This is a genomic window from Mycolicibacterium anyangense, from assembly GCF_010731855.1.
In the GTDB taxonomy this organism is placed as follows: domain Bacteria; phylum Actinomycetota; class Actinomycetes; order Mycobacteriales; family Mycobacteriaceae; genus Mycobacterium; species Mycobacterium anyangense.
Genome location: NZ_AP022620.1, coordinates 1,297,109 through 1,317,710, shown reverse-complemented (window position 1 = coordinate 1,317,710; position 20,602 = coordinate 1,297,109). Strand labels below are relative to the sequence as shown.

General features: G+C 67.5%; 23 protein-coding genes. 10 read left to right on the top strand and 13 right to left on the bottom strand.

The window, feature by feature from the left end:
• The first annotated feature begins 26 nt into the window (after positions 1-26).
• Genes G6N35_RS06195 through G6N35_RS06185 form a run of 3 tightly spaced genes read left to right on the top strand, consistent with a single transcriptional unit; the run spans position 27 to position 3,083 of the window.
• Positions 27-1,298 (top strand): MMP alpha-(1->4)-mannosyltransferase, encoded by a 1,272-nt coding sequence (locus G6N35_RS06195; protein ID WP_163803463.1) that lies wholly within the window; start codon positions 27-29, stop codon positions 1,296-1,298.
• Positions 1,292-2,023: a class I SAM-dependent methyltransferase gene (locus G6N35_RS06190; protein WP_163803462.1), complete on the top strand. Its 732-nt coding sequence runs from the start codon at positions 1,292-1,294 to the stop codon at positions 2,021-2,023. Before G6N35_RS06195 ends, G6N35_RS06190 begins: the two co-directional genes overlap by 7 nt.
• Positions 2,007-3,083, top strand: coding sequence for an MMP endo-(1,4)-3-O-methyl-alpha-D-mannosidase (locus tag G6N35_RS06185; RefSeq protein ID WP_163803461.1), 1,077 nt, complete (start codon positions 2,007-2,009; stop codon positions 3,081-3,083). The genes G6N35_RS06190 and G6N35_RS06185 overlap by 17 nt, the downstream gene beginning before the upstream one ends.
• Here the strand turns inward: G6N35_RS06185 and G6N35_RS06180 are convergent.
• Positions 3,073-3,753: a class I SAM-dependent methyltransferase gene (locus tag G6N35_RS06180; RefSeq protein ID WP_163803460.1), complete on the bottom strand. Its 681-nt coding sequence runs from the start codon at positions 3,751-3,753 to the stop codon at positions 3,073-3,075. The genes G6N35_RS06185 and G6N35_RS06180 overlap by 11 nt on opposite strands.
• A gap of 82 nt (positions 3,754-3,835) precedes the next feature.
• Between G6N35_RS06180 and G6N35_RS06175 the strand changes: the two genes are divergently transcribed.
• The 4 genes from G6N35_RS06175 (at position 3,836) to G6N35_RS06160 (ending at position 6,456) form a co-directional block, all read left to right on the top strand.
• Positions 3,836-4,408, top strand: a complete 573-nt coding sequence (locus G6N35_RS06175) for a TetR/AcrR family transcriptional regulator (RefSeq protein ID WP_163803459.1) — start codon at positions 3,836-3,838, stop codon at positions 4,406-4,408.
• A gap of 39 nt (positions 4,409-4,447) precedes the next feature.
• Positions 4,448-4,951, top strand: coding sequence for a DUF6328 family protein (locus tag G6N35_RS06170; protein ID WP_163803458.1), 504 nt, complete (start codon positions 4,448-4,450; stop codon positions 4,949-4,951).
• Positions 4,952-5,002: 51 nt separating this feature from the next.
• Positions 5,003-5,788: a DoxX family protein gene (locus tag G6N35_RS06165; RefSeq protein WP_163807497.1), complete on the top strand. Its 786-nt coding sequence runs from the start codon at positions 5,003-5,005 to the stop codon at positions 5,786-5,788.
• Positions 5,789-5,877: 89 nt separating this feature from the next.
• The gene (locus G6N35_RS06160; RefSeq protein WP_163803457.1) at positions 5,878-6,456 is read left to right on the top strand and encodes an RDD family protein; all 579 of its coding nucleotides are present in this window, start codon (positions 5,878-5,880) and stop codon (positions 6,454-6,456) included.
• A gap of 6 nt (positions 6,457-6,462) precedes the next feature.
• Here the strand turns inward: G6N35_RS06160 and G6N35_RS06155 are convergent, their stop codons facing one another.
• Complete coding sequence (locus tag G6N35_RS06155) at positions 6,463-7,899, bottom strand: GntP family permease (RefSeq protein WP_163803456.1); 1,437 nt, start codon at positions 7,897-7,899, stop codon at positions 6,463-6,465.
• Entirely contained in the window at positions 7,896-8,396 is a 501-nt protein-coding gene (locus tag G6N35_RS06150) for a gluconokinase (protein WP_163803455.1), read from the bottom strand. Before G6N35_RS06150 ends, G6N35_RS06155 begins: the two co-directional genes overlap by 4 nt.
• A gap of 123 nt (positions 8,397-8,519) precedes the next feature.
• Between G6N35_RS06150 and G6N35_RS06145 the strand changes: the two genes are divergently transcribed.
• Positions 8,520-9,239 (top strand): FadR/GntR family transcriptional regulator, encoded by a 720-nt coding sequence (locus tag G6N35_RS06145; RefSeq protein WP_170313113.1) that lies wholly within the window; start codon positions 8,520-8,522, stop codon positions 9,237-9,239.
• Between the two features lie 5 nt (positions 9,240-9,244).
• Here G6N35_RS06145 and G6N35_RS06140 read toward each other — a convergent pair whose 3' ends face one another.
• A complete protein-coding gene (locus G6N35_RS06140; protein ID WP_163803454.1) occupies positions 9,245-9,982 on the bottom strand; it encodes a DUF4333 domain-containing protein in 738 nt (245 codons plus the stop codon).
• Positions 9,983-10,103: 121 nt separating this feature from the next.
• On the opposite strand from G6N35_RS06140, the gene G6N35_RS06135 reads away from it, so the two are divergent.
• Complete coding sequence (locus G6N35_RS06135; RefSeq protein ID WP_163803453.1) at positions 10,104-10,991, top strand: SCO6745 family protein; 888 nt, start codon at positions 10,104-10,106, stop codon at positions 10,989-10,991.
• Position 10,992: 1 nt separating this feature from the next.
• Here the strand turns inward: G6N35_RS06135 and G6N35_RS06130 are convergent, their stop codons facing one another.
• Both G6N35_RS06130 and G6N35_RS06125 read right to left on the bottom strand, forming a co-directional pair.
• Entirely contained in the window at positions 10,993-12,978 is a 1,986-nt protein-coding gene (locus G6N35_RS06130; protein ID WP_163803452.1) for a DUF7064 domain-containing protein, read from the bottom strand.
• A gap of 70 nt (positions 12,979-13,048) precedes the next feature.
• Positions 13,049-14,569, bottom strand: coding sequence for a carboxylesterase/lipase family protein (locus tag G6N35_RS06125; RefSeq protein WP_163803451.1), 1,521 nt, complete (start codon positions 14,567-14,569; stop codon positions 13,049-13,051).
• A gap of 74 nt (positions 14,570-14,643) precedes the next feature.
• Between G6N35_RS06125 and G6N35_RS06120 the strand changes: the two genes are divergently transcribed.
• Complete coding sequence (locus G6N35_RS06120; protein ID WP_163803450.1) at positions 14,644-15,321, top strand: hypothetical protein; 678 nt, start codon at positions 14,644-14,646, stop codon at positions 15,319-15,321.
• Here the strand turns inward: G6N35_RS06120 and G6N35_RS06115 are convergent.
• The 7 genes from G6N35_RS06115 to G6N35_RS06085 form a co-directional block, all read right to left on the bottom strand.
• Positions 15,318-16,238, bottom strand: a complete 921-nt coding sequence (locus tag G6N35_RS06115; RefSeq protein ID WP_163803449.1) for a cation diffusion facilitator family transporter — start codon at positions 16,236-16,238, stop codon at positions 15,318-15,320. The genes G6N35_RS06120 and G6N35_RS06115 overlap by 4 nt on opposite strands.
• Positions 16,238-16,588: an ArsR/SmtB family transcription factor gene (locus G6N35_RS06110; protein ID WP_163803448.1), complete on the bottom strand. Its 351-nt coding sequence runs from the start codon at positions 16,586-16,588 to the stop codon at positions 16,238-16,240. Before G6N35_RS06110 ends, G6N35_RS06115 begins: the two co-directional genes overlap by 1 nt.
• 11 nt (positions 16,589-16,599) lie before the next feature.
• Entirely contained in the window at positions 16,600-16,761 is a 162-nt protein-coding gene (locus tag G6N35_RS06105; RefSeq protein WP_163803447.1) for a hypothetical protein, read from the bottom strand.
• Between the two features lie 104 nt (positions 16,762-16,865).
• Positions 16,866-17,963 (bottom strand): LLM class flavin-dependent oxidoreductase, encoded by a 1,098-nt coding sequence (locus tag G6N35_RS06100; protein WP_163803446.1) that lies wholly within the window; start codon positions 17,961-17,963, stop codon positions 16,866-16,868.
• A 13-nt stretch (positions 17,964-17,976) separates the two neighbouring features.
• On the bottom strand, positions 17,977-18,993 hold the full coding sequence (locus tag G6N35_RS06095) for an ABC transporter substrate-binding protein (protein ID WP_163803445.1): 1,017 nt from the start codon (positions 18,991-18,993) through the stop codon (positions 17,977-17,979).
• Between the two features lie 23 nt (positions 18,994-19,016).
• Positions 19,017-19,754, bottom strand: coding sequence for an ABC transporter ATP-binding protein (locus tag G6N35_RS06090; RefSeq protein ID WP_163803444.1), 738 nt, complete (start codon positions 19,752-19,754; stop codon positions 19,017-19,019).
• Positions 19,751-20,569 (bottom strand): ABC transporter permease, encoded by an 819-nt coding sequence (locus G6N35_RS06085; protein WP_407664512.1) that lies wholly within the window; start codon positions 20,567-20,569, stop codon positions 19,751-19,753. The genes G6N35_RS06090 and G6N35_RS06085 overlap by 4 nt, the downstream gene beginning before the upstream one ends.
• Positions 20,570-20,602: the final 33 nt, after the last annotated feature.

The window sequence follows — 20,602 nt, the reverse complement described above, 5'->3', positions numbered from 1 at the left end:
ATCACGGACAGTTCAGGAGCGTGACCATGCGAATTGCGTTGCTGTCCTATCGCAGCAAGACCCATTGCGGTGGGCAGGGCGTCTACGTCCGTCACTTGAGCCAGGGCCTGGTCGAACTCGGTCACCAGGTCGAGGTGTTCTCCGGTCAGCCCTACCCGGAGATCCTCGATCCGCGGGTGCGGCTGACCGAGGTGCCCAGCCTTGACCTCTACCGCGAGCCGGACCCCTTCCGGGTGCCACATATCAGCGAGATCCGCGATCGGATCGACGTGCTGGAACTGGCCACCATGTGGACGTCGGGCTTCCCCGAGCCGCGCACCTTCAGCCTGCGTGCCGCTCGCCTGCTGGCGGCGCGCCGCGGTGACTTCGACGTGGTCCACGACAACCAGTGCCTGGGCACCGGACTGCTCAAGATCGCCGCCGGCGGGCTTCCGGTGGTGGCCACCGTGCACCACCCGATCACCCGCGACCGCGTGCTGGATCTGGCCGCCGCGAAATGGTGGCGAAAGCCGTTGGTGCACAGGTGGTATGGCTTTGCCCAGATGCAGAAGAAGGTGGCCCGCAGGATCCCCGACCTGCTCACGGTGTCCTCGTCGTCGGCCACCGACATCGCCGATGATTTCGGGGTCAATCCCGATCAGCTCCGGGTGGTTCCGCTCGGCGTGGACACCGAGCTGTTCAAGCCGCATGACCAGCCGCGGATACCCGGGCGCATCATCGCGATCTCCAGCGCCGACCGCCCCCTCAAGGGAATCGGCCACTTGCTGCACGCGGTGGCCCGGCTGCGCGCGGAGCACGACGTCGAGCTGCAGCTGGTCGCCAAGCTGGAGCCCAACGGCCCGACCGAGAAGCTGCTGGCTGAGCTCGGCATCTCCGACATCGTGCACACCTCCAGCGGGTTGAGCGACGCCGAACTGGCCGGGCTGTTCGCCTCGGCGGAGATCGCCTGCATTCCGTCGCTGTATGAGGGGTTCTCGCTGCCCGCGGTCGAGGCCATGGCCAGCGGGACGCCGATCGTCGCCAGCCGAGCGGGTGCGCTGCCCGAGGTGCTGGGACCCGACGGTGAGTGTGCGGACCTGGTGACCCCCGGTGATGTCGGCGAGCTGACGTTCGCGCTGGGCCGGTTGCTGCAGTCGGCAGAGCGCAGGCAATGGCTCGGCACCGCGGGCAGGCGCCGCGCGCTCGACGTTTTCAGCTGGGAGTCGGTGGCGGCGCAGACCGTCCGGGTCTACGAACAGGCGATCGCCCGCACCGGCCGGGTTCGCTCCGATATCGAGGTGGTGGACGAACCATGCTGACGGTGGACTACGACCGGCTGCGGGTCGGTCCGGGACGCAAGGTCATCGACGTCGGATGCGGCGCGGGGCGGCACAGCTTCGAGGCCTATCGCCGGGGCGCCAACGTGATCGCCTTCGACCAGGACGCCGAGGAGTTGGCGGGAGTCGACACCATGCTGCAGGCGATGGGTCAGGCCGGCGAAGCGCCGGAATCGGCCAAGGCCCAGGTCGTCGTCGGCGACGCACTGGCGCTGCCCTATCCCGACGGCAGCTTCGACACCGTGATCGCCTCGGAGATCCTTGAACACATCCCCGATGACGACGCCGCGATCGCCGAACTCATCCGCGTACTCAGGCCGGGCGGCACACTGGCCGTCACGGTGCCCCGGTGGCTGCCGGAGAAGATCTGCTGGCTGTTGTCCGACGAGTACCACGCCAACGAGGGCGGCCACATTCGCATCTACAAGGCCGACGAGTTGCGCGGCAAGCTCACCCGCGGTGGCTTGCGGTTCACCCACGAGCACCACGCCCATGCGCTGCACGCACCGTTCTGGTGGTTGAAATGCGCTGTGGGCGTTGACAAGACGGAGCATCCCGCGGTCAAGGCCTACCACAAGCTGTTGGTATGGGACATGATGTCACGCCCTGCGCTCACGCGGGTGGCCGAGTCCGCACTCAACCCCCTGGTAGGCAAGAGTGTCGCGCTCTACTTCGAGAAGCCGATCGCCGATGGCGCGGCAATCTGACCTCGACGGTGTGCCCGGCGTAGCCGGGGTCCTCACTCCGCAACAGTGCAGGCAGACGGCCGAATCCATTGCGGCCGTGCAAGAGTCGTCCGGCGAGATTCCCTGGTCGGAGACCGGGCACACCGATGTCTGGGATCACGTGGAATGCGCCATGGCGCTGACCGTGGCCGGGCTGACCGAGCCCGCCAGAGCCGCTTACGACTGGTGCCGCCGGGAACAGCGGGCTGACGGATCGTGGCCCATTCAGTACCGCCGCGGTGTCATCGAGGACGCCAACAGCGACAGCAACTTCTGCGCCTACATCGCCACCGGTGTGTGGCACCACGTGCTGGTCACCGGTGACCGGCGATTCGGCGAGCAGATGTGGCCGACGGTCCGCGCCGCGATCGACTTCGTGCTGGAGTTGCAGGCCGGTACGGGCGAGATTTATTGGGCTCAAGGCCCTTCCGGTGTTCTGCCGGAAGCCCTGTTGACCGGGTGCGCCAGCGTCTACCACGCCATCCGGTGCGCGCTGGCGCTAGCGGACTACGTCGATGACCCGCAGCCCGAGTGGGAGGTCGCGCTCGGCCGCCTGGGCCACGCGATCAGCGAGCACCCGGACTCGTTCACCGAGAAGCCGCACCACTCGATGGACTGGTATTACCCGATCCTGGGCGGAGCCATTCGCGGCTCGGCGGCCAGTTCACGCATCACCGAACGCTGGGACGAGTTCGTCGTCGACGGACTGGGCATCCGGTGCGTCAATGACCGCCCGTGGGTCACCGGGGCCGAAACCTGCGAATTGGTGCTGGTCTTGGACGCCATGGGTGAACGACACCGCGCACTCACCCAATTCGCCGCGATGCAGCATCTACGCGAAGCTGACGGCTCCTACTGGACCGGGCTGGTGTTCTCCGACGGCAAGCGCTGGCCGGTGGAGCGGACCACCTGGACCGGTGCCGCGGTGATCCTGGCCGCCGATGCCCTGTCGGTGACCACCGGTGGCAGCGGCATCTTCCGCGCGGCCGAACTCCCCCGCGGGCTCGAGGGCGACTACGACTGTGAATGCGTCAAGCGCTGAGCGGATCCTCGCCGGCCCCACCGGAGGTCCGTTCCAGGACCCGCAGCGAACCCAAGGCACTGACCTCGGTGAAATGACCGGATTCCAGTGCGCGGCAATAGATGTTGTACGGTGGCCGACCACCGTCACGCGGATCCGGGAACACGTCGTGGATGATCAGCGTGCCGCCCGGCGCGACCCACTTGGCCCAGCCCTCGAGGTCCTGCTGCGCGGCGGTCTCGCTGTGCCCGCCATCGATGAAGAGCAGTTGCAGCGGGGCGCGCCACCCGCGGGCGACGACCGTCGACTTGCCCACCACCGCGACGATGGTGTCGTCGAGTCCGGCCGCGTCCAGCGTCCGGCGAAAGGTCGGCAGCGTGTCGAATCGCCCGCTGATCGGGTCCACCATCGAGGTGTCGTGGAACTCCCAGCCCGGTTGGTGCTCCTCGGATCCGTGATGGTGGTCGATCGTGTAGAGCACGCTGTCCGTCGCGGCGGCAGCCGCACCGAGCAGAACCGTGGACTTGCCGCAGTATGTACCGATCTCGACGGCCGTGCCGTGGTCGAGGAAGCGCACGGCCGCGTCATAGAGCGCACGCCCCTCGTCGGCCGGCATGAATCCGATCACCTCGTCGGCCAGATCGAACAGTCGGGAAGTTTGCGCAGCACGCGCGGTGTCGGTACGGCTCATGGTCTGAACCTAGCGTGTGGACATAGCGGATGGCCAGCGCGCATCTTGTCGACCGGTAGTGGTTGTAGTAGCGTCCGGACATGTGTCTGAACCGGTAGCTCGCGAGGCGACACGGCGCCGGTTGACAGCGAAGCAGGCCGCCACCGTAGAGCGGCTCGGCCGGGCCGCGGTGGACGTGCTCAGCCGCCAGGGGTTCGCCGGTCTGACGATCCGGATGGTGGCCGCCGAGGCGGGGGTGGGCGCGGCCACGGCCTACACCTACTTCTCCTCCAAGGAGCATCTGGTCGCCGAGGTGTTCTGGCGCCGGCTGGCCTCCTCGCCCGCTCCCCCGTTCGATTCCGCCGATCCCACCGACCGGGTGGTGCTGGTGCTGCGCAACATCGCACTGCTGGTGGCCGACGAGCCCGAACTGGCCGGTGCCGTCACCACCGCGCTGCTGGGCAGGGACCCCGACGTCGAGCACCTGCGATTCCGCATCGGCAGGGAGATTCACCAGAGACTGTGCTCTGCCCTTGGCGCACAAGCGGATTCAGAGATCGTCGAACTGCTCGAGCAGTTGTATGCCGGGGCGCTGGTGCGGGCCGGAATGGGCTACGCGTCCTATATGGAGATCGCCACCAAACTCGAACGATCCGCCCGGTTGCTGCTGGCCTGAACCGGTTTCGCGGCGGTCTGGGCGGGGCATGCCCACCGGGTGGACGTCGACCATCCCGAATTCGATCAGTCCTGGGATGCTGCAGCGCGCTCGGAGAGTGAGATGCAGCGACTGGACCGCAACTGGTCGAGCCTGCTGCAGGAATTGCGGGTCACCCAGACCGGTGTCCAACTGCTCACCGGTTTCCTGCTGACGCTGCCGTTTCAGGCCAGGTTCACCACATTGGACGATGGCCTGCACGACGCCTACCTGGCCACGGTGGTGGCCTCGCTGGGGGCGACCGTGCTGCTCGTTGCGCCGGTGGGCATGCACCGCATGCTCTTCCGCCGGCACAAGGTGGCTGCCCTGGTGTCGGCAGCTCACCGGTGCGCCTATGCCGGACTGCTGCTGCTCGGTGCGGCGCTGACCGGCGTGGCGGTGGTCGTGTTCGGAACGGTGCTGGGAACCCGGTCCGCCGTCGTAGCCGGTGCGGTGACGGGCGCGGCAATGTTGGCTGCCTGGGTGGGGTATCCACTGGCGATGCGTCACCGGACTCCCCAGTGAGCGGGCGGCCAGCTGGGTTTGGCGATGGGTGCCTTCGGGAACACCGCGGCCATGTTGATTCGCAGAGTGGCTCGTCCCATGCTGGCGGCCGTGTTCATCGGGCAGGGTTTCGACGCGTTGCGCAGCCCCAAGCTCGCGGCCGACGCGGCTCGGCCGACGCTGGAGGGTCTGCAGAAGCTGCCTGATCCGGTGGGTTCCGGCGTGCCCGGTGACGCGGAGACTTTCGCCAAGGTGAACGCCGCCGTACAGATCGGCGGCGGTCTGCTGCTGGCGACCGGGCGGATGCCGCGGCTGGCCTCAGCGGCGTTGGCCGCGACGGTGATTCCGGCGAACCTGGGTGCGCATATGTTCTGGAATGAGAACGACCAAAAGCTCAAGGCGCAGAAGCGCCGCGAGTTCCTGACCGATATCAGCCTGCTCGGAGGGCTGATCATCGCCTCCGCAGACACCGCGGGCAAGCCGTCGCTGGGCTGGCGCGGGCGCCGGGCGGCCCGCAAGGTCGCCGAGGCGGTCACGGCCACCCTGCCCTCCTCGAATTCCGCGCTGGTCGACAGCGAACTCGCGGATCGGGCCGTTCACGGTCTTCAGGCGGGTGCCGAGCGGGGCCGAGAACTCGCGCTCGTTGCGGGCGAGCGCACCGCGCCGCTGTTGGAGGCCGCCCGCAAACGCGGTGCTGAACTCGCAGACGTGGCGCTGGAGCGTGGCGCCGAGCTCGCCGACGCCGCTCGGGGCCGAGGCGCCGAGCTCGCCGACGCCGCCCGTGAGCTGGCCAAGGACCAGGGTGCGGATCTGGTCGACACCACCCGCTCGCGAGCCAAGAAGTTCGCCAGACGCTGAAGTTCTGATCGCCACGCGGCGAAGCCTCCGAAGCGCCTCGGTGGGCGGGTAGATTGGGTTCCCCAAGACATCGCCACCGAGGAGATCTGATGACGACGGGTGATTACGATCCGAACGCCTACGGGCAACCGCAGGGCTTTCCCCCGCCGCCACCGCCTCCGCCGGGTCAGTACGGCCCGCCGGGCGGCTCTTACCCGCCGCCGAACCCGTACGGCCAGCCGGGTTACCCGCCGCCACCGCTGCCGGGCGTCGCGCCTGGTGGACTCGGTCTGCGGTTCGCGGCCCGCTTGATCGACGGTATCTTCGTCGGCATCGTGGCGCTGGTCCTGGCATTCGCCTTCCACGCGACCAGCAATATCCTTGTCACCGGGCTGTTTTCGGGCCTGTTGACGTTCGCCTACTTCGTGGCCTTCGAGGTCACCCAGGGGTGGACGCCAGCCAAGAAACTCCTCGGTCTGTCGGTCCGCGGACCGGGCGGTGCAGCCAAGCCGAATGTCCAGCAGTCGGCGATCCGCAACTCCTTCACGCTGTTGTCGGTGATCCCCTACATCGGTGGCCTGCTGGCGTTCATTGCCTACATCGTCATCGCGGTGACGATCAACAACAGCCCGTCCAAGCAGGGCAAGCACGACGAGCTGGCCGGCGGCACCCAGGTGGTCAAGGGCTGATCCGGCTCAGATCACCAGGCCGAGCAGCAGCACCACCACCAGGCCGGTCACCGAGAGCACCGTCTCCATGATCGACCAGGTCTTGATCGTCTGACCGACGCTGAGCCGGAAATACTGGTTGACCAACCAGAATCCGGCGTCATTGACGTGGGAGAAGAACAGCGACCCGGCGCCGACGGCGAGCACGACGAGCGATACCTGGGAACCACTGAGACCCTCGACAAGTCCGAGCACCAGCGAGGACGCCGTGATGGTGGCGACGGTGGCCGAGCCGGTGGCCAGGCGGATCAACACCGCGAGTAGCCACGCCAGCAGGATCACCGAGATGTTGACGTCCTTGGCCCAGTCGGCGAGCAGGGTGCCGATTCCGCTGTCGACGAGCACCTGCTTGAAACCGCCACCCGCGGCGACGATCAGGATGATCCCGGCCACCGGCGGCAGCCCCGACTCGACGCATGCGGTGAGTTGGCTGCGTGACATTCCCGCGCCCAGTCCCAGCGTGAATATGCCGACGATCACGGCGATCAACAGGGCTACCAGCGGTGTGCCCAGCACATCGAAAGTGATTCGGAACCATTGGTTTTTGTCGTCGATGAAGATGTCCACGAGCGCCTTGCCTAGCATCAGCGCCACCGGCAGCAGCACGCTGAACATCGTCATGCCGAACGACGGGCGGTGCAGACGGCGTTCCTCGCCGCTCGCCAGTGCGGTGCCAGGCCCCTCCCGGCGCGCGGCGAACTCGTCGGGCGCGAAGGTGTCGGGGGCCGCCACCACGACCCACCGTCCGGCGAGCTTGCCGAACAACGGACCCGCGACGATGATCGTCGGAATCGCGACCGCGACACCCAGCGCCAGGGTGAGGCCGAGATCGGCGCCGAGCAGGTTGATGGCCGTCAGCGGGCCCGGATGCGGCGGCACGAAACCATGCATCGCGGAAAGCCCTGCCAGCGCAGGGATTCCGACCGTGACCAAAGACAACTGCGAGCGTCGCGAGACCAGGTAGATCACCGGCATCAGCAACACCAGACCGATCTCGAAGAACATCGGCAACCCGATGATGGCTCCCACCAGAGCCATCGCCCAGGGCAGTGCACGAGGTGAGGCATGACCGACGATGGTGTCGACGACCTCGTCCGCACCGCCGGAGTCGGCCAGCAGCTTGGCGAACATGGCACCCAGCGCGATGAGGATGCCGACGCCCGCCGCAGTGGATCCGAAGCCGTCGGAGAACGACGTGAGCACCTTCTCCAGATTCTCCCCGGCGACGATGCCCACCGTGAGTGCACCGAAGATCAACGCCAGGAACGGATGCAGCTTGGCCACGGTGATCAGCACCACGATCACCCCGATGCCGGCCAGGAAGGCCAGGATGAGCTGCCAGCCGGAGGCGACCGGAACAGGCAGCTTCGGGGCATCGGCCAGTAGAACGCCGGATGGATTCATTCATTGTCTCCTGTCGTGCGAGACATGTATGTCTCGATGATCGCGTCGATGCTCTGATCGATGTCGATGGCCGTTCCGTGCTCGTCGTCGCCAAGGGGTTCGAGGGTGTCGAACTGGGATGCCAGCAACGAAGCCGGCATGAAGTGCCCGGGCCGGCTCGCCTGCCGGCGGGCGATGACCTCCGGCGATCCGGTCAGGTGCAGGAATCGGACGTCCGGACAGTGCCGCCGCAGTTGTTCGCGGTAGCTGCGCTTGAGCGCCGAGCAGCTCATCACCCCACCATCCGGATGGCCGGCCAGCCAGCGTCCGATCGTCTCCAACCAGGGGTAGCGATCCCGATCGTCGAGCGGATGACCGGCCGTCATCTTCGCGATATTGGCCGGTGGGTGGAAGTCGTCGGCGTCGGCGAACGGCACCCGCAGGCGCTGGGCCAGGGCGGCGCCCACGGTGGACTTCCCCGAACCGGACACCCCCATGACCACGATCGGTGAGGTCATGCCTGCGTCTACCCTCCTGTGCACGATGTCACACAGCTTGCATGAATAGTCATACTTAATCAAGACGAAACGGTTATGGATCGGCTTTATACCCGCCGGATGGCGGTATGACAGCATGTATGGGTGAACCCGGAGCCAATAGTCGGCGAGTTGCACGGCAATGTGCTCGCCGCCTTGGGGCAGGACATCGTCTCCGGCCGCTATCAGCCCGGGCAGGTGCTCACCCTCGATTCGGTGAGCGCGACCCATGGGGTGTCCCGATCCGTCGCCCGAGAGGCCATCCGGGTGCTCGAGTCGATGGGGATGGTGGCCCCGCGCCGGCGGGTCGGCATCACCATCCAGCCGGCGCGCAACTGGAACGTCTTCGACCCCAGGGTCATCCGCTGGCGCCTGGACGTCGGAGACCGTGCAGCGCAACTACTTTCGCTCTCCGAACTGCGACGCGGATTCGAACCCGCCGCCGCGGCGCTGGCCGCACGACGAGCCGACCCCCATCAATGCCGCATCATGGCGGCCGCCGTCTCGGATATGGTGGTGCACGGGCGTTCCGGCGATCTGGACGCATATCTGCTGGCGGACAAGGTCTTTCACCGCGCGCTGCTGGAGGCCAGCGGCAACGAGATGTTTCGGGCGCTCTATGACGTGGTGGCCGAGGTCCTGGCCGGGCGCACCCACCACGGGATGATGCCGAGCACCCCCAACCCCGCCGCGATCGCGCTGCATGATGAGGTGGCCAGGGCGGTGCGGCTACGCGACGAAGACGCCGCCGAACGCGCGATGCGCGCCATCATCGACGAGTCCGCTGCGGCAGTGTCGGGCGACTCCCCCGCTACCGCGGGATAGCCGGTTCAGGCCTTGGGCGCGAAGCTGTAGTTGACGGTATCGCCGTCGACGGTGGTGACGGTGAGCGTGAAGTCCTGATGCTCTTCGCCGGCGACCACCGAGCACTCGACAGTGGTTCCCGGCTTGCCCTCGAGGTCGGCGGTGCAGTCCGCGGTATCCGGACGGTGCCCGAGTTGGGTCTGCAGCTGGTCCAGCAGGGAGTTCTCCACCTGTGCCTTGGGGAGCACCGGAATCACGGTGAAGTTCATCAGCAGGTTGTTGACCTCGGTGACCTCGACGGTCCGCTTCAGGGTCACGCCCCCTGCCGTCACGTCGCAGTGCGCCTCGGCCCCCTTCTTGCCGTCCAGGCCCGACTCGCAGCTGACCGACTCGACGTTGGACCCGGAAGCCTGCGAGACCATGGTGGTGACGGTCTTCTCCAGTTGCTCCTTGTTGACTGCCGGCGCCATGTCGTAGCTGACGGTGGAGCCGTCGACCTTGGTGACGGTGACGATCGGCTCGAAACTGTTGGTCGCGCTGAGCACCACTTCACATCGAGTGGTCTTGCCGACCTCGCCCTCGAGGTCGGCCTTGCAGGTGACCGACTCCGGCTTGGCTCCCGCCTTGGTCAGCCGCTCGGTGATGTCTTTCTGAAGATCGGCCTTGTCCACCAACGGCTTTCCTGTGGAAGCGCTGAACGAACAGCCCGCCAGCGCCGCACCACCGACCACCAGCGCCGCGAGCGCAGCGGTTGTCCGTCGCATCATGGCCTCCCAAAGTTTGCCGCCACCACGGTGCCCGTGGAAGTCTGGGAGCAAGATACCAAGTCGCTGAGAAATCAACTCCCCTATCGGCAGCCGCGGCGAGGGTGATTGACTGCTCAGGGTGACGAGAACTCCACGGCTGGCGCGACGATTCTTCGACCGCTTCGAACCCGTCCACGCCGTCACCTACTTCGCTCCCGAAGTGCAGGACCAATTGGGTGCGATGGGATTCACCGGCTTCTGGCGCGGGTACTTCGCGGCGCGGTCGGCGCCACTGGGTCCGGTGGCGCCCGACGTGGTGACGGCCATCTTCTACAACTTCTCCGCCGAGCGGGTGCACCGGATGCTGCCTGCGGTACGGGAGATCGCCGCTCCCGCGGAGGTACTGCGGGTCCGCGAGGACAGCGCTGTCGCCGCGCTGCGCCGATACGGACTGAGCGACGACTCGCCGGGTGTGGCCGAGGCCGCGGCGTTGGCGGCCGACGCGGCACGCGGTGCGCCGCTGGACGGCCGCGCGTTGTTCGCCGCCAACCTCGCGCTGCCCTGGCCAGACGCTCCGCTGGCCACGCTGTGGCACGCCGCCACGTTGCTGCGCGAGCAGCGCGGTGACGGTCATGTCGCTGCGCTGGTGGCCGAGGATGTCAGCGGCCGCGAGTCCAATGTGCTGCACGTCGCGGCCGGCGCGGTCCCGGCGGCTTTCATCAAGCGCAGCCGCGACTACAGCGACGAGGAGTGGCAGGCCTGCGTCGACAGCCTCGCGGGCCGTGGGCTGCTCAGCGCCACAGGCGAACTCACCGATGCCGGCCGAGCCCTGAAGCAACGGGTGGAGCACCGCACCGACACGCTGGCACTCGGCGGCCTGGCCGCGCTGAGTGACAGCGAGGTGCAGCGGCTGTTCGCCGCGCTGACGCCGTTGACCCGGCAGGTGATCGCCGGTGGCGACATTCCGTCGGCCACTCCGATGGCGTTGCAGCGCGACGAACTCGACGACGACGACGCGCACCTCTAGCTCAGAGGTTGCGGTTCCACTCCACCCAGCCGACCCCGCGGCGCCCATCCGTTGCCTCGACCTCGACCCAGGCTCGCGGAAACTGGCTGACCCGGCCGTCCGGGCCGACCAGCCGCACCGGCGCGTGGCCGAGCACTGTGACCGTGGTGTCGATCGAGCCCGGCTCGTACACGATCCTGGTCTGCTCGGGGAGGTCGTTGGCGGCGAAGCTCGCCTCTGCGGTCACCGACGTCGTCTCGACGACGGGCTGACCGTCGCGCTGGACATAGCCCGCACTGACCGCACCCAGGTTGGGGATCCGCAGATCGACGCCGTGCAGGTGAGTGCCGTCGTCGAGGTGCAGCGCGCTCCAGACCCAGTCCATGCTCCACCAGTCCCGTACCCCGTGGGAGTGATCACGCTGTCCGGACACCGCGTCGAACTCATAGGTGTGACCGTCGACGGTGACGGTACCGCTGATGGTGCAAGGGATTTCGTAGCGGGTGGTGATCCGGTAGGCATAGGGCGTGCCGGTGGTGGTCCAGGTCAGATCCATCGCCAGCTCGGCCGGGCGGCCCGGCTCCCCGCGCAGGATCGCCGAGGGATCGTCGTAGGCCTGGGCGCGGCCACGTACCTCGACCCGATACGACTGCAGCGGAACCGTTGCCCCGTGCCGCAATTCGACTCCGTCGCCGACCGCGATCGCCGGATCCGCGGGCACCGGCGCCTCGAAGTCCAGCAGCGCGATCGTCGGCATGTCGGGTCCGCAGACCAGCGCGTTGATCCACGACACGTTCTGATTGGGCACCAGACCGAGCCGGATCCAACCGCCGACACCCTGGCCCGCGTCGGCGAAGTCCCAGTACCAGCTCTCGTTCCAGAGCGGCTCGTCACCGGGTTGGTGCGGACCCTCGTCGACCGGGTCGGGTACCAGCGCGGATTGGGCACCGTCAGGCAGCGCGTCCAGCGCACCGGTGTCGAGCACATGGCTGCTGTGCCGATCAAGCATGGTCAGGAACATCTCGTCACCGCGGTCGGTGCGCTCGACGAGCATCGAGGACACCACGGCCATCATCACACCGGCGAAGCTCTGCCTGCGCACCCCGTCCCGAACCTGCTCGAGGGTCACCGAAGTCTGCGGACCAAGGCCCGCGTGGTAGGCGCGCAGCAGGTCGTCGTAGTGGGCGCGGCGATCGTCGATGGTGAGCGCACACCCGATGAAGTACGCGGCGTCGGTCAGCGCCGGCCCCCAGCCCACGGTCTGCCAGTCCACCACCGTGAGCTCGCGACGCGATCCGGGGCGACCGAACAGCATGTTGTCCAAGCGGTAGTCGCCGTGCACCAGACCCTGGATCCGGTCCGCCGAACGCTCTTGCGCGACGTAGGCGTCGAAGCTGTCGGCAAGGCGCTGGCATACGGTGCGCTGGTCGGGTGTCACGGCATCGCCGTAACGGTCCAGGAACCCGGCATAGAGCTGGGAGAGCAGCGCCTGATTCATCGGCGCCTCCCGATTCAGCCAGTCGGCCTCGGCGAAGGTCTGGCTGCCGATCACCGGTGCGTGCAGCCGGCCGAGTTCGGTCAGCGCCAGGATCGCGTCTTGCCGTGTCGCGCCGCGAATCTCATCACCGACGACCGCGGGGGCGGCATCGTCGATCACCAGGGCGAAGATTCCACTGTGCGGGTCGTAGTGGGCGTGGAAGCACTGCGCGATCGGTCCGCCGAGCCGCGGCGCGACCTCGGTGTAGAACTTGACCTCGCGCTCGTAGAGGCCCAGTGCGAGACCGGTCTGCCTGCTCACCGGGTCGGTGGCGGCGACTTTCAGGATTACCGTCGCCGGACCGTCGTGGCCGTCGGCATAGGTCAGGCCGATGCGATAGCACTCACTCATCTGGCCGGTGCCGATGCGGTCGACGGTGTAGGCGGTGACCGTGCCCGCGCCGATGACGGCGGTCAGCCACTCGGGAGTCAGGTCACTGGGACGTTCGACGACGATGTCATTGGTCTGCACCCGACCAACCTAGGCCACCGCAGGGCTGCCGCGGTGCCCTTTCGGCCAATATTTTGACGGCTGTCAAACGCTAGCGCGCGGCCAGTGAGAATCCTGCCCACGCTTCGCGCCGATGGGCGTGCGGGTCGTATTCAATCCGGGTGTGCCGGTCGAAGACGAGCACCGGCCGTTCTGATGTCGAGTAGGTGGGCCAGCCGTCTCCGGGCACACCGGTACGGCTGAAGCTGCGCCACCTGCTCTGGACCTCGCGGCTCACCCGCAACGCCGAGGCCCGGTCGATCCCCACCGTCAGGGCACCGCCGAGCCGGGTTCGGTAGATGTCGAAGACGGCCAGCAGCTCCATTGCGTGAGTGGCCCCCAAGCCCGACCAGTGCAGCGTGCGCGGTGCGTAGTCGTAGCGGTAGACGTAGGTCGGCGCGTGGGCACCGTGTGCCTCCGCGATCTGCCACGCCGCCGTACCGAAGGCGAAGTCGCCACCGAGCTGCACGCAGGCCTCCGGCCGCGGGTATCCGGGATAGGCCGCGGTGATCCGGTCGCGTGTCTCGGGCTCGGCGAAGGCCAGCAGCTTCTCGATCGCGTGCTCGGTGGTGGGAAGCAGCTTCATGAAACGGGTGAACAGCCTGCCCTCGTCGGCATTGGTACCCACGATCAATGGAACCTTATGTGCCATACCGATTCTCATGGCCTCGATCGGGTCGATCGGCAGGATGTCGTCACCGTGGGTTGGGCCGACGGCAAACGCGCCGTTCATCTCGTGCAGACTGCGTTCGAGCAGCCGGTCCAGCGTGGTGACCAGATCGGCGGGCCGGGCCCGCATCAGCGTGGCGGCGGCATCGGCCCGGTCAGCGCCCAGCGCGTCGACGTACTTCCCGGCGATCGCCGCTGCTGTCTCCCCCGTGCTGACCAACCCCGAAGCGGGGCTTTCGGAAATCGCCTGCCGGAACAACCCTTTGGCATCCGGGACCGCCAGCAAGGTGGCCACCGCATGCGCACCGGCACTCTCGCCGAAGATGGTGACATTGTCGGGATCCCCGCCGAAGGTGGCGATGTTGTCGCGTACCCAGCGCAGCGCCATCACCAGGTCGCGCAGGAACAGGTTGCTGTCGATCGGGACCTCGGGTGTCGACAGCGAGGAGAAATCCACGCAACCGAGTGCGCCGAGCCGGTAGTTCACCGACACGTAGACACACCCGCGGCGGGCCAGCGCCGCACCGTCGTACAGCGGTGTGGCCGAACTACCCATGATGTAACCGCCGCCGTGGATGAAGAACATCACCGGCAACAGTTCGCCCTCCGGCGCCGGCCCCGGCCACTGCGGGGTGACCACGTTGAGGGTCAGACAGTCTTCACTCATCGGCTGATAGCGGCCGACCCCGAGCATGGTGTAGCGGCGCTGCTGCGGCGCACAGTTGGCAAAGCTGTGGCAGTAGCGCACCCCCCGCCACGGCTGGGGCGGCTGCGGGGCTCGCAGCCGCAGCGCACCCACCGGTGGCCGGGCGTAGGGAACGGAACGCCAGCGGTTGACGCCGTCGCGGGTGAAGCCTTCGACGACGCCACCGGTTGTCGTCGCGCGGACGGTGTGTTCGTGCATCATTCGACGGTATCGAACAACCGCCGCCGACGCGCCTGACGTCTCGTTCGGGTCGAGACGGCTAGCCTGGCTGGATGCGAATTGCCGTGTTGCTTGCAGCGTCGCTGCTGGTTGCCGGATGTTCCTCGCCAACAGGCGGTCAGGCGCGTCCGACCGCGCTGACGCCGATCACGCCCGCGCCGAAGGCGTCCTCGGCCACGCCGACCACCACGACCAGTTCCACGGCGGCCCCGCCGCCGGGCGTCCCGATCGCCGGAGTGATCAGCTGGATCGAGGGGGCGGCGCCGGTGGATGCCGCCGGCTACCACATCGCGCTGCGCGGCGGGGCCAGCACCGATCTGGGCGACGACGTCGCCTTCACGACCCCGGCGGGCACCACCTGCATGACCGACGCCAAGCACGGGGCACCCGGGCTGGCCTGCCTGGTGGAGCTCACCAATCCGCCACCCCAACCACCCGACGTCTACGGACAATGGAAGGGTGGCTGGGTCGACTTCGACGGCGCGACCGTCCTGATCGGATCCGCGCACGGTGACCCGGGCCGGTTCGGCAGCGGACAGGGTCCCTCGCTGCCCCTGGACTCCTCATTGTCTTTCGGCGACTTCCGTTGTCGCACCGACTCCGAGGCGCTGTACTGCGTCAACTACGCGCATCAGTCGGCCATCCGGTTGGCGGCCAGCGGGGTCGACTCCTATGCCTGCGCCCAGCAGATCACCCCGCCACCGGGAATCGGTCTCAAGTACGTCTGCTAGTGCGCCGGATACGCGTGCACCACCGCGGTGTCGAGCTTCGGGATCGCGTGGGTGAGCGCATGCTCGGCCTCGTGCGCGAGCTGATGCGCCTGGCGCAGGCTCAGCTGCGGGTCGACGTTCAGTTCCACATCGGCGTCCAGCCGTAATCCGATCCACCTCATCCGGACTCGTTGCACACCAAGCACTCCCGGTTGCCGGGCCAGTTCACGGTAGGCGGTGTCGACCAACTCCGGATCGACACCGTCGAGCAGCCGGTTGAACACGTCGCGGGCAGCCGCGACCATGACCACCACGATCGCGGCCGCGATCAACAGGCCGATGATGGGGTCCGCAGCGGGGAAGCCCAGCGCCACCCCGATCGCCCCGAGCACCACGGCCAGCGAGGTCAAACCGTCGGCGCGAGCATGCATCCCATCGGCGCGCAACGCGGCCGAGCCGATCCGGGTACCCACCCGGATGCGGTAGAGCGCCACCAGCTCGTTGCCGATGAAGCCGACCACACCAGCTGCCGCCACCCATCCGACGTGGGTGATCGCCGTGGGGTGGATCAGGCGCTCGACGGCCTCCCCGGCGGCGACGACGGCGGAGATCCCGATGACCGCGACCACGAACAACCCGGCGAGGTCTTCGACACGACCCAGTCCGTAAGTGTAGCGCCGAGTGGCGTGCCGCCGGCCCAGCGCGAAGGCGATCCACAACGGGATTGCGGTCAACGCATCGGAGAAGTTGTGGATGGTATCGGCAAGCAGCGCAACCGATCCCGAGAGCACCACGATGACGACCTGCACGACGGCGGTGACGGCCAACGCGACCAGGCTGATCTTGACGGCGCGGATCCCGGCCGCGCTGTCACGCATCGCGTCGTCGACCCGGCCCGCGTGGTCGTGAGTGTGCCCGTGCCCGTGTGCGTGGCCCATCACGCACCCCTGTCCTGATGGTGGGCTGGTACCCCGCCGGCCGCGTGCTCGGCGTTGAACACCGCATCGGTGACCAGTTGGCGCACGTGGTCGTTCTCCAGCCGGTAGAACACCGAGGTGCCTTCGCGGCGTGTCCGGACCAGCCGGGCCATCCGGAGCTTGGCCAGGTGTTGGGACACCGACGGGCCAGGCTTGCCGACCCGCTCGGCGAGATCGTTGACGCTGAGCTCGGCGTCGCGCAGTGCCCACAGCAGTTGCACCCGGGTCGAGTCTGCGAGCATCCGGAACACCTCGACGATGAGGTCGGCGTGGTCATCGGCCAACGTGGATGCATCACTATCTGCATTCATAAGCAGATAGATTACCTTACCGGCTCCCAGGTGATGATCGGAAGCACATCGGGAGCATGCAGGGTGCAGACAGCCATGGTGTAGGTCGTACTGTGCTCGGCCGCACGGACAACCGTGATGCGGGCCGGGTGCCGGCATTCCTCGTCGCCGACGAGGAATTCGCACGCAATCATGTCGGTCATCCTTTCGTTGAGGACGACCGTAGGTCCGCGACCACCCGTGGGTCTTGTGCCGCCGAGCCAACGTCTGCGCGGGCCTTGTGGGCCCGGCACGACGGTCAGCCGGCGATGACGCCTTTCGCGCGCAGGAGCGGAAACACGCCTTCGGCGAACCAGTAGGCCTCCTCCAGGTGCGGGTACCCGGACAGGATGAATTCGTCGAACCCGAGCGAGTGGTACTCGTAGATCAGGTTGGCGACTTCCTCGTGACTGCCCACCAGGGCGGTACCCGCCCCGCCGCGAACCAGACCGACTCCCGCCCAGAGATTCGGATAGATCTCGAGCTTGTCGATCTGGCCACCGTGCAGCGCCGTCATCCGGCGCTGACCTTCGGAGTCTGACCGCGAGTGCAGCCGGGTGGCCTCCTGGATCTGCTCGGCGGTGAGCTCCTTGACCAATTCCTCGGCCACTGCCCAGGCGGCCGCCGAGGTGTCCCGGCTGATGGTGTGCAACCGGATTCCGGCTCGCAGCGTCCGCCCCCGCTGCGCGGCCAGGTCGCGAACCTGGTTGATCTTCGCCGCGGCGGCCTGCGGCGGCTCGCCCCAGGTGAGGTAGACGTCGACATGCTCGGCGGCGATCGGCAGCGCGGCGGCCGATGATCCGCCGAAGTAGAACTGCGGCAGCGGGTTCGGCGGCTCGGACACTCGGCCGTCGCGGATGGTGTAGTACTCGCCGCTGAAGTCGAAAGACTCGGTCTCCCAGATCGACTTCACGATGTGCAGGAATTCCCCGGTGCGCGAATACCGTTCGTCATGGCTGAGCCAGTCACCGAACCTGCGCTGCTCGGAATCGTCACCACCGCTGACCACGTTGAGAAGCAACCGGCCCTGCGAGAATCGCTGGAATGTGGCGGCCTGCTGGGCGGCCAGGGTCGGTGGCACCAGGCCGGGCCGGAAGGCCACCAGGAATTTCAGACGCTCGGTTTCGGCGAGCATCGCCGAGGCGGTCAACCAGGCGTCCTCGCACCACGTCCCCGTCGGAGTCAGCACGCCTTCGTAGCCCAATCGATCAGCAGCCCTGGCGATTTCGGCCAGGTAGCGCCGGTCTGGCGCCCGATAGCCGGCGGGGATCGCATGATGGCTCGAGGCGTGCGACGCCCCGACAATCGACCGACTGTCGCCGTTGGTGGGCAGGAACCAGAAGAATTTCGCCGACATGTTCAGACCACCCCTAGTTGGCACTGATCAGACTGGACTTCAGGGCGTCGTTGTAGCGGCGGTCGACCCACTTGGCGAAGTCCGGCGCGGACTGGATCTGTCCGGAGGCGGCGAACAGGTCGGCGAGTTTCTGCTCGGAGGCCACCACCTGGTCGCTCAGGTCGGTGGGCAGTCGCAGGCTGCGCCCCTGAGACACCTCGGCGACCTTCGGGTCCAGACCGACGGCGGCCGCGTACTTCGCCGCCCACAGGGCCGGATTGTCCTGCGCCCATTTGACCGCCTTGGCGAACCGGACCAACAGGTCGGCCAGCGCGGTGTTGCGCTTCGGATCGCCCAGCGCCGCATCGGAAGCCACCCCGAACCAGTAGCCGTTGGTCACCCCTTTGGCCGCTGCGATGCTGCGGACCTTCAACTGCTGTTCGGCCTGTGCTGTGTAAGGATCCCAGATCGCCCACGCATCGGCCTGCCCGGCCCGGAATGCCGAGAGTGCGTCGGCCGGCTGCAGGAACACCAGTTTGACGTCGGCGGGGGTCAATCCGGCCTTGTCCAACTGGCCCAGCACGTTCCCGTGCGCAGAACTGCCCTTGGCCACCAGGATCGTTTTACCCCGAAGGTCGGCCACCGAGGTGATCGGCGAATCGGCGGGGACCAGGATCTGATCCCCGACACCGCCACCGTTGTAGGCCGAGACCACCTTCACCTTGGCCCCTGAAGCGGCACCGAAGATGGGCGGGGTGTTGCCGGTGATCGCGAAGTCGATCTTGCCCGCCGTGGCAGCCTCGATCTGCGGCGGGCCGGAGGTGAACGTCGAGAACTCGACCGCGTACGGCAGGTTGTCCAGGGCACCCGCTGCCCGCAGCAGCGACTCGGTGCCGCCCTTCTGGTCGCCCACGTGCAGGGTGAGGCCGGCCAGATCGCTGAGCGCAACGGTCTGTGGGGCCGCCGAAGCTCCGGTGTTGCCGGTCCGCGAGACACAACCGGTCAACACCAGACCGGCGATGGCCAGCAGCACCGCCATGGCACGAAACATTCTGCGGGGCAACATAACTCCTGTCAGAGATGGACGCCGAGCTGCTCCAGCAGCTCGGCACGGTGATGTTCGGTTTGCGCCGACGTACTGCCGTGTGGCCGCCGCGGCTCGCTGATCTCGGTCTGGTGCACCACGGCGCCGGATTCGAGTACCAACACCCGGTCGGCCAGCGCGACCGCCTCGTTGACGTCGTGGGTGACCAGCAGCACACCGAATCGGTGCTCACGCCACAGGTCCAGCAGCAGCGAGTGCATGGTCAGCCGGGTCAGCGCGTCCAGCGCGCCGAACGGTTCGTCGAGCAGCAGCAGGTCAGGCTCGGCCACCAGGGCCCTGGCCAGTGACACCCGCTGGGCCTGCCCGCCGGACAGGGTCAGCGGCCAGGCGTCGGCGCGGTCGGCGAGTCCCACATCGGCCAGCGCCCGGTCCGCCCGGGCGGTGACCTCGGCGCGCGGCAGCCGAAACCGGTTCAGCCCGTACCCGACGTTGGTGCGCACGCTGCGCCATGGAAACAGTCGCGGCTCCTGGAACGCCAGGGCCGGTGCACCGGAAACCAACCGATCACCGGTGTGGTCGTCGGACAACCCGGCGAGCACCCGCAGCACCGTCGACTTGCCCGATCCGCTGCGCCCGACCAGTGCGACGATCTCGCCCGTCCCGACGGTCAACGAGACATCGCGGAGCACCTGATGCTCGCCGTACCACTTGTCGATGTGTCGCAGCTGGGCAGCCTGACCCGTCGTGCGTTCGGATGTCACCGTCATGCCCGATACCTCAGTGCGCGACGCTCCAGCACCCGCACGACGGCATCGGTGGCGATCCCGAGCAGGGCGTAGACCACCAGCCCGAAGATGATGATGTCGATGCGCAGAAAGTCGCGGGCGTTGTTGATCAGGAAGCCGATGCCTTTGTCGGCGTTGATCTGCTCGGCCACGATCAGCGTCAGCCAGGCGATGGCCAGCGACTGCCGCAAACCCACCAGGACCTGTGGCGCCGCGCTCGGGACGATGATGTGGCTGAACCTCTGCCGGAATGAAAAGCCAAGAACGTCAGCGGTTTCGAACATCTTGGGATCGATCTGGCGGATCGCGGAGAACGTGTTGAGGTACAGCGGGAAGCTGACGCCGAGTGCAACCAGAAGCACTTTCGGCAACTCGCCGATGCCGAACCAGAGGATGAACAGCGGGATCAAACCGAGATGGGGAAGTGCTCGCAGCATCTGCATCGGCGGGTCGACGGTGGCCTCGGCCCACCGGGACAACCCCACGACGCTGCCCAGGGTCACCCCGACGATGCCGCCCAACAGCAGCCCTTCCACCACGCGGACACCGGACACCGTGAGCGCGTCGGCCAGTTGCCCGTTGCGGATCAACTCCACCCCGGCTTCGGCGATCAGCGACGGAGCGGGCAGGACGTCCTGGGAGATCAGCCCGAGCGCACTGCCCAGCTGCCACAACGCCAGCAGAACCAGCGGTGAGACCCAACGCAGGATCGTCCACCGCCGCTGCTTGAGCGGCCCGGGCGTGCGGCCCGCCGGCGGCAATGCCCGCGCGGTGGCCGGCGCGGCAGGCGTTGTCACGGTGAGCACGTCCTTCGGGGATCGACAGGCATG

What these genes read in the sequence shown, in the direction of transcription:
- G6N35_RS06195 (WP_163803463.1), top strand. Translation starts at nt 27, where the DNA reads ATGCGAATTGCGTTGCTGTCCTATCGCAGCAAGACCCATTGCGGTGGG.
- G6N35_RS06190 (WP_163803462.1), top strand. Translation starts at nt 1,292, where the DNA reads ATGCTGACGGTGGACTACGACCGGCTGCGGGTCGGTCCGGGACGCAAG.
- G6N35_RS06185 (WP_163803461.1), top strand. Translation starts at nt 2,007, where the DNA reads ATGGCGCGGCAATCTGACCTCGACGGTGTGCCCGGCGTAGCCGGGGTC.
- G6N35_RS06180 (WP_163803460.1), bottom strand. Translation starts at nt 3,753, where the DNA reads ATGAGCCGTACCGACACCGCGCGTGCTGCGCAAACTTCCCGACTGTTC.
- G6N35_RS06165 (WP_163807497.1), top strand. Translation starts at nt 5,003, where the DNA reads ATGTTGATTCGCAGAGTGGCTCGTCCCATGCTGGCGGCCGTGTTCATC.
- G6N35_RS06160 (WP_163803457.1), top strand. Translation starts at nt 5,878, where the DNA reads ATGACGACGGGTGATTACGATCCGAACGCCTACGGGCAACCGCAGGGC.
- G6N35_RS06155 (WP_163803456.1), bottom strand. Translation starts at nt 7,899, where the DNA reads ATGAATCCATCCGGCGTTCTACTGGCCGATGCCCCGAAGCTGCCTGTT.
- G6N35_RS06150 (WP_163803455.1), bottom strand. Translation starts at nt 8,396, where the DNA reads ATGACCTCACCGATCGTGGTCATGGGGGTGTCCGGTTCGGGGAAGTCC.
- G6N35_RS06140 (WP_163803454.1), bottom strand. Translation starts at nt 9,982, where the DNA reads ATGCGACGGACAACCGCTGCGCTCGCGGCGCTGGTGGTCGGTGGTGCG.
- G6N35_RS06125 (WP_163803451.1), bottom strand. Translation starts at nt 14,569, where the DNA reads ATGCACGAACACACCGTCCGCGCGACGACAACCGGTGGCGTCGTCGAA.
- G6N35_RS06120 (WP_163803450.1), top strand. Translation starts at nt 14,644, where the DNA reads ATGCGAATTGCCGTGTTGCTTGCAGCGTCGCTGCTGGTTGCCGGATGT.
- G6N35_RS06115 (WP_163803449.1), bottom strand. Translation starts at nt 16,238, where the DNA reads ATGGGCCACGCACACGGGCACGGGCACACTCACGACCACGCGGGCCGG.
- G6N35_RS06110 (WP_163803448.1), bottom strand. Translation starts at nt 16,588, where the DNA reads ATGAATGCAGATAGTGATGCATCCACGTTGGCCGATGACCACGCCGAC.
- G6N35_RS06105 (WP_163803447.1), bottom strand. Translation starts at nt 16,761, where the DNA reads ATGATTGCGTGCGAATTCCTCGTCGGCGACGAGGAATGCCGGCACCCG.
- G6N35_RS06100 (WP_163803446.1), bottom strand. Translation starts at nt 17,963, where the DNA reads ATGTCGGCGAAATTCTTCTGGTTCCTGCCCACCAACGGCGACAGTCGG.
- G6N35_RS06095 (WP_163803445.1), bottom strand. Translation starts at nt 18,993, where the DNA reads ATGTTTCGTGCCATGGCGGTGCTGCTGGCCATCGCCGGTCTGGTGTTG.
- G6N35_RS06090 (WP_163803444.1), bottom strand. Translation starts at nt 19,754, where the DNA reads ATGACGGTGACATCCGAACGCACGACGGGTCAGGCTGCCCAGCTGCGA.